4 protein-coding genes are annotated in these 6,153 nt (G+C 65.1%); all 4 read left to right on the top strand.

Going from position 1 to position 6,153, the window contains the following annotated elements; genetic code table 11:
• Nucleotides 1-880 (top strand): PfkB family carbohydrate kinase (locus LD110_RS23235; protein WP_225502312.1); only part of this gene is annotated, 880 nt, incomplete at its 5' end.
• A 55-nt stretch (nucleotides 881-935) separates the two neighbouring features.
• The gene (locus LD110_RS23230; protein WP_225502311.1) at nucleotides 936-2,429 is read left to right on the top strand and encodes a glycoside hydrolase family 32 protein; all 1,494 of its coding nucleotides are present in this window, start codon (nucleotides 936-938) and stop codon (nucleotides 2,427-2,429) included.
• Between the two features lie 289 nt (nucleotides 2,430-2,718).
• Entirely contained in the window at nucleotides 2,719-3,369 is a 651-nt protein-coding gene (locus tag LD110_RS23225) for a LacI family DNA-binding transcriptional regulator (protein ID WP_225502310.1), read from the top strand.
• A 1,133-nt stretch (nucleotides 3,370-4,502) separates the two neighbouring features.
• The gene (locus LD110_RS23220) at nucleotides 4,503-5,888 is read left to right on the top strand and encodes an NAD(P)-binding protein (RefSeq protein ID WP_225502309.1); all 1,386 of its coding nucleotides are present in this window, start codon (nucleotides 4,503-4,505) and stop codon (nucleotides 5,886-5,888) included.
• Nucleotides 5,889-6,153: the final 265 nt, after the last annotated feature.

Here is a 6,153-nt window from a genome sequence, read left to right as displayed (position 1 = left end):
CGAGGCACTCACCGACATCATCCACACCTCCGCAGGAACCCGGGAGCACCCGGGCGGATCGCCGGCGAACGTCGCCCTCGGCCTCGCGCGGCTGGGTGTCGCGACGTCGTTCCTCACGGCACTCGGCCGGGACCCGCGAGGGCAGGCAATCGCGTCCCGGCTCGAGGCTGCGGGGGTGACCCTGCTGCCGGAATCGTGGTCCCATCCGGCTACCTCAACAGCTGTCGCGGAGATCCAGGACGACGGCGCCGCACGCTACACCTTCGATCTCACCTGGAGCCTGCCGAAGGGTGTCAACCTCCCGGCCGCGGACCACGTGCACATCGGCTCCGTTGCCGCGTTCCTGACCCCCGGCGCCGACCAGGTCGAGGAGATCGTCCGCGGGCTCCGCGGAACAGCAACGGTGAGCTTCGATCCGAACATCCGCCCCGACCTCGTCGGCCAGCCGAGCACCGCCCGGGCGCGCTTCGAACGCCTCGCAGCGCTGGCCGACGTCGTCAAGCTCAGCGACGAGGACGCCGCCTTCCTGTACCCGAACCTCACCCCAGGTGAAGCAGCCCGTTCCATTGCCGCGCACGGCCCGGTTGTGGCAGTAACCGCCGGCGCCAACGGGTCGCTGCTCCTCGCAGGCGGCGACCTCATCGACATCCAGCCCGTCCGCACCACGGTCGCCGACACAGTCGGCGCCGGAGACGGCTACATGTCGGCGCTCCTGTGGGCCCTCCTGGCTTCCCGGCGGCCCCAGCTCGAACCGCTCGGCAACACCAAACTGGCCGCCGCAGGAGCCTTCGCCGCCAAGGCCGCCGCCATCACCGTCTCCCGTCCCGGCGCTGAACCACCCACCCTCGCCGAGCTATCCAGCCCGAATCCGGCGCTTTAGCCCAGAACCCCGCCCTCTCCCCTCCCCCCGATTCAAGACCCAGAGAACAGATTCCATGACTTCCGTCCCCGCGCCCACACGCGACATCTATCGGCCCCGCATTCACTACACGCCCGCCAAGAACTGGATGAACGACCCGAACGGGCTCGTCTTCCACCGCGGCGTCTACCACCTCTTCTACCAGCACAACCCCTACGGCCCTGAGTGGGGCAACATGTCCTGGGGCCACGCGACGTCCACCGATCTGCTCACATGGACCGAGCAGCCCGTCGCCATCCAGTGCGACGACGACGAGGCCATCTTTTCCGGCAGCGCCGTCGTTGACACCCACAACACCTCCGGGCTGGGCAACGGTACGACACCCCCGATGGTCGCCGTGTACACCAGCGCGTACACCGAAACGTCGCAGCGCAACGGCACCCAGGCGCAGTCCCTCGCCTACAGCCTCGACGAGGGCCAAACATGGTCCAAATACGCCGGCAACCCCGTCCTGGACCGTAAATCCGCCAACTTCCGCGACCCGAAGGTCTTCTGGTACGACGGGCCAGCCGGGGCCTATTGGGTCATGGTCGCCGTCGAGGCAACAGAGCACCGCGTGGTCGTGTACAACTCACCGGACCTCCTCTCGTGGGAGCACCTGAGCGACTTCACCGCCGACGGTCCCGCCGAAAGCGTCTGGGAATGCCCCGACCTATTCGAACTCCCGATCGACGAAGACCCCACCCGCACCGCGTGGGTGCTCATCGTAAGCGTCACCCCAGGCGGAGTCGCTGGCGGCTCCGGCACACGGTACTTCATCGGCGACTTCGACGGCGTCAACTTCACCGAAACACCAGCCACCCAAGAAACCGTCGACGGTGCAGCGGGGCTTCGCGGGTCATGGCTCGACTGGGGCCGGGACAACTACGCCGCAGTCTCCTTCAGCGGCCTGGCCGACCGGCGCATCATGATCGGCTGGATGAGCAACTGGCAATACGCCGGCTCAACCCCCACCGGAACCTGGCGGAGCGCGATGACTCTCCCGCGCGAGATCTCCCTCGCCACCGTCGGTGGCCGTACAAGGCTCATCCAGGCACCCATCGCCCCGACACCGACCCTCGTGACGCACCCTACAGATGCGCCCGGCACGGTTCTGCCCGCAGGGCAAACCAGCATCGCCACCCTTCCCTCCGGGGAGGCACTCCGTGTTCAGGTAAACACAATGCAACCCGCCGGAGGCGTATTCGGTCTGAGGTTCCGAACAGGTGACGGAGAACTGACATCCCTCATCGTCGACGCGGCCACACGTGAACTGCGCCTGGACCGCACAGCATCCAGCGTCGCCGTCCACGACCTCTTCCCCTCCATTGAGCGGGCGCCACTCGATCTAATCGACGGTCGGGTCGAGCTTGAAGTCTACGTAGACGCATGCTCAATCGAGGTCTTCGCCCAGGGCGGGCTCGCAACCATAACAGACCTCATCTTCCCCCACGGCGGACAAACGGAAATTGAGTTTTTCGCCGACGCTGATGTGGCGGTAGACCAGCTTGAACTGGCGGTCCTAAGCTGACCCTCCCGGTGAAACCGGGAATCCGCCCGGGCCCAAGGCAGTTCGCAAAACATGCCGGGCCCAAATGACACAGCGCAGAATGCTCTCCGGGTCGCGGCGCAGACAGCACCCGCAAGCATGAAACCGTTCATCCTAGCGTGCGCCCGGCACTGCCGGGCGTTCGAAGAATTCGCAGCCTTGACGCTCCGACATTGCCTCGTGCATCAGCTGACCAGCCAGCACAAGCCGTGTCCACGATGAAACGGTCCCGACGACCGGCCCCGCCACATTGCTCACAAAGGGGAAGCCAGTGGATTTACCCACCGATAGGGAGACTCAGCCACGCGTTGGTATCAAGGATGTCGCCGTATCCTCTGGGGTTTCAACCGCCACCGTATCCCGGGCGCTAAGAGGTCATCCCAAAGTCGCACCAGCCACACGAAGCCGGATCATCGCAATAGCCAAGCACCTGGGATACATACCGTCGGCAGCGGCCGCAGCACTCGCCACAGGACGAAAAGGCAACATCGGAGTCCTTACGCCATCGCTGCGGCACAAACATTTCATTGACGCCTTGGAAGGTGCCTTTGCCGCTCTGGCGCCCACGAACTACGGACTCTGCCTCTTCGTCGCAGACGAGGACGCGTCCTGGCGCGCAGCGCTGAACAACGCCGCCGGACGCATCGATGCCCTGCTCGTCCTCGAACCTGATCTGGCCGCAGAGGTTCCCGCAGGACTGATAACGCGGTCCTTAACACTGCAACCGCGTAAGGTAACCAATCAACTTCCTGCGTTCAGCCGCGAAGACCAGTCAGTCGTCGAAGCACCCGCAGCACGCATCGTCGATCAAGAGGCGAAACATCAGGCGAGCCAGGCCCTGCGACAAATAATTGCCACGATCGAGGAAGCCCTCCACACCCCGGGGCGGCAACGCGACCTACCAAAACAACTCGAGGTGTAGGCACACGATGCCCCATTTCCACGCACCGAGTCCCATCATCGACTCGCGACTGTCGGCCGCCAACTCCCGCTTCACGACTTCCTCCTCGCCGAGTCGACACTCGAACGCGTCTGGGTCCGGCCAGCCCCGCCCCCGGCGAATTCGGTCCTCCGCCCGGAGACACCGAAGGATTTCGACGGGGGCAAGTGCCCGGTCGCCGCGCCATTCGACGACGGCGTGTACTTCGACCCGGAGACCCGCCGGTGTGTAGATCGACGTCACCGCGGGCCCACGCGGAGACAACACGACTTTCTTCCACGACCCCTTCAAGGGGCTCCCTTTCTGAGGCCGCCTTAGGTGTGCAGCATGGCGGATTTCATGACCATACAGGTCAAAATCCGGCATGTCAGGGCTCTCCATTTTCGGCGCCATCCATGCAACGGCCGCGCGTTTCCGGAGGCGCGGCCGCTTTGTCTTGTGGCCACCGTTGTTTCTATGGGGGCGTTGTCAGCTGTCTGAGTACGCAACGCCTGCTCATCAGGATCCTCGCGCTGGGACACCACTTGGACGTGGCGGTTAGCCGGTGGAAACTACTGGCGATTGCCGTCGTCCCGGCTCTCCCATGGGAAGGCTTCAACACGCTTTAGCGCTCTCCGAATGTCTTGTGTGCTTGCGATTCAAGCCCGAGGTCCGCAACATGTCGCAATCCATAAGTGAGCCATCTTCGCCCGAATTCTCGCTGCTTCAGCGACATGACTGGCTCCCTTGAGAGATCCAGAGCCCTCAAAACACGCAAGCGACGCGTCGCCCCGCCCCTCGAACCATCCCTGGATCAGCTCTGCCACGACTTGGGCAATGATGTCCGGAAACATTTCACCCCTCCCACATCGTGCGCCGCCAAGGATCCGCCCAGCACAATTATCTTCAACTGCGCTGCCCCGTGAAGATCAGTTCAGCGCCACTCTGACCTGCCCGGAGCGGACCGACCAAACCCATCCAGCCTCGACCGAATCAGCTTCAGGAGATGCGCGCCCGGGTCTCGCTCACGGACCGGGTTATCTCTCCCAACAGCCACTTCAAACGGCAGCCAGCGGGACGCGGAATTCGGTACGCAGGTGCTGGCCATTCGGTGTGAATCTTTTTACTGTGAGTGCGTGCGCGGGCGCATCGAAGCCGACTATCTGGTGGTCGGCGCTGGGACAGCGGGGATGGTCTTCACCGACCGGATCCTCGCGCATTCGGATGCCACGGTTGCGATCGTCGATCGTCGGCACGCACCCGGCGGACACTGGCAAGACGCATATCCGTTCGTTCGGCTGCACCAGCCCGCGAACCTCTACGGCGTCGAATCCGTGCCATTCGGAGCCAACAGGCGCGACGTCAGCGGCACGAACGCAGGCATGTACGAGCTGGCCGGCCCGAACGAGATCTGCGCGCACTTCGAAGAGGCGATGACGCGGGTCTTCCTGCCGACCGATCGCGTAATCTACCTGCCCGAGTGCGAGTTCGTTGACGAGGGTCGGATCGTCTCCCGCCTAGACGGCCGCACCGTGCCCGTCACCGTGCGCCGCCGCGTGGTGGATGCGAGGTACCTCGAGGGCCACATCCCCGCCACCTCCGCCCCGCCGTTCGCCGTGGCCGAGGGAGTCCGCTGCATCCCCACCGGTGGGCTCGCCCGACTCGCCCACCCGGCCGAACACTTCACGGTGATCGGCGCGGGAAAGACCGCCCTCGACACGTGTGTGTGGCTTCTCGAGCAGGGTGTGGACCCCGCCGACCTCACGTGGATCAAACCGCGCGAGGGATGGTGGCCGAACCGACGCTACCTGCAGCCGCACAACCTCGTCGTCGACCAGTACGTCGCAAACGCCGCACAGATCCAGGCCATGGCCCAAGCGACGACGGTTGACGATCTCTTCGCACGGCTCGACGAACAGGGAATCCTGCTGCGGGTCGATCCCTCCGTGCCACCCACGATGTTCCACGGCGCGATCGTCGGAGAAGCCGAGATCGCCCTCCTCCGGCGAATCGAGGATGTCGTCCGCCTCGGCCACGTGCGTACTGTCGAGCGCGACCGCATCATCCTCGACGACGGTATTATCCCCACGACACCCGACACGCTGCACCTCCACTGCGCGGCGCCGGGGCTCGTCCGGCCGCCACTGCGCCCGATCTTCGAGCCTGGCCGCATCACCCTTCAGCCGATGTTCTGGGGCACCGTCTCGTTCCAGTACGCGATGCTCGGCGTCGTCGAAGCCGAACTCCACGACGACGACCAGAAGAACGAGCTCTGCCGCCCGCTGCACCTCTGGGATCGGAATGTCGACTTCCTCATCGCCTACGCCGCGCTGATGGCGAACGCCCGGGCCCGCGGCCAGCATCCGGCCGTGTCCGCCTGGTCGCGCACGAGCCGGCTGTATCCTTTCGCCGAACTGGAGCGTTACGCCGACGACCCACGCCTCCCCGAGGCCCGCAAGCGCAGCCGAGCCCACGCCGCCGGAGCGCTCTCCAACCTCCCCCGCCTCATCGCCTCGGCGTGACCCGGCCATCCGCGGCCGGCGATCGCTGAGGGGCGGTGAGACTCGTGCTGCAGGCTCGAGACGAGACCGGCGGCTGCAGCTTCGTGCCCGCTGGGGCGGGATCCTTGCGTTGTTGATGTGTGGTTAGCGGGCTTTGTATGCTCGCCGTCACCCAGGAGTTGCCTTTCAGAGCAGAAGAGTCACGGTCTTAAGGGGTAGGCAACTGGGACTCTTCTGCACGGCCCTTGCGGCGAATCTCCGCTCCTGCGAGTTTCACCGCGAAAGG

It is taken from the genome of Arthrobacter sp. M4 (assembly GCF_020251205.1).
Taxonomy (GTDB): domain Bacteria; phylum Actinomycetota; class Actinomycetes; order Actinomycetales; family Micrococcaceae; genus Arthrobacter.
The sequence above is the reverse complement of the archived record's forward strand: the minus strand, read 5'-3'. Positions and strand labels throughout refer to the sequence as shown.

What these genes read in the sequence shown, in the direction of transcription:
- LD110_RS23230 (WP_225502311.1), top strand. Translation starts at nt 936, where the DNA reads ATGACTTCCGTCCCCGCGCCCACACGCGACATCTATCGGCCCCGCATT.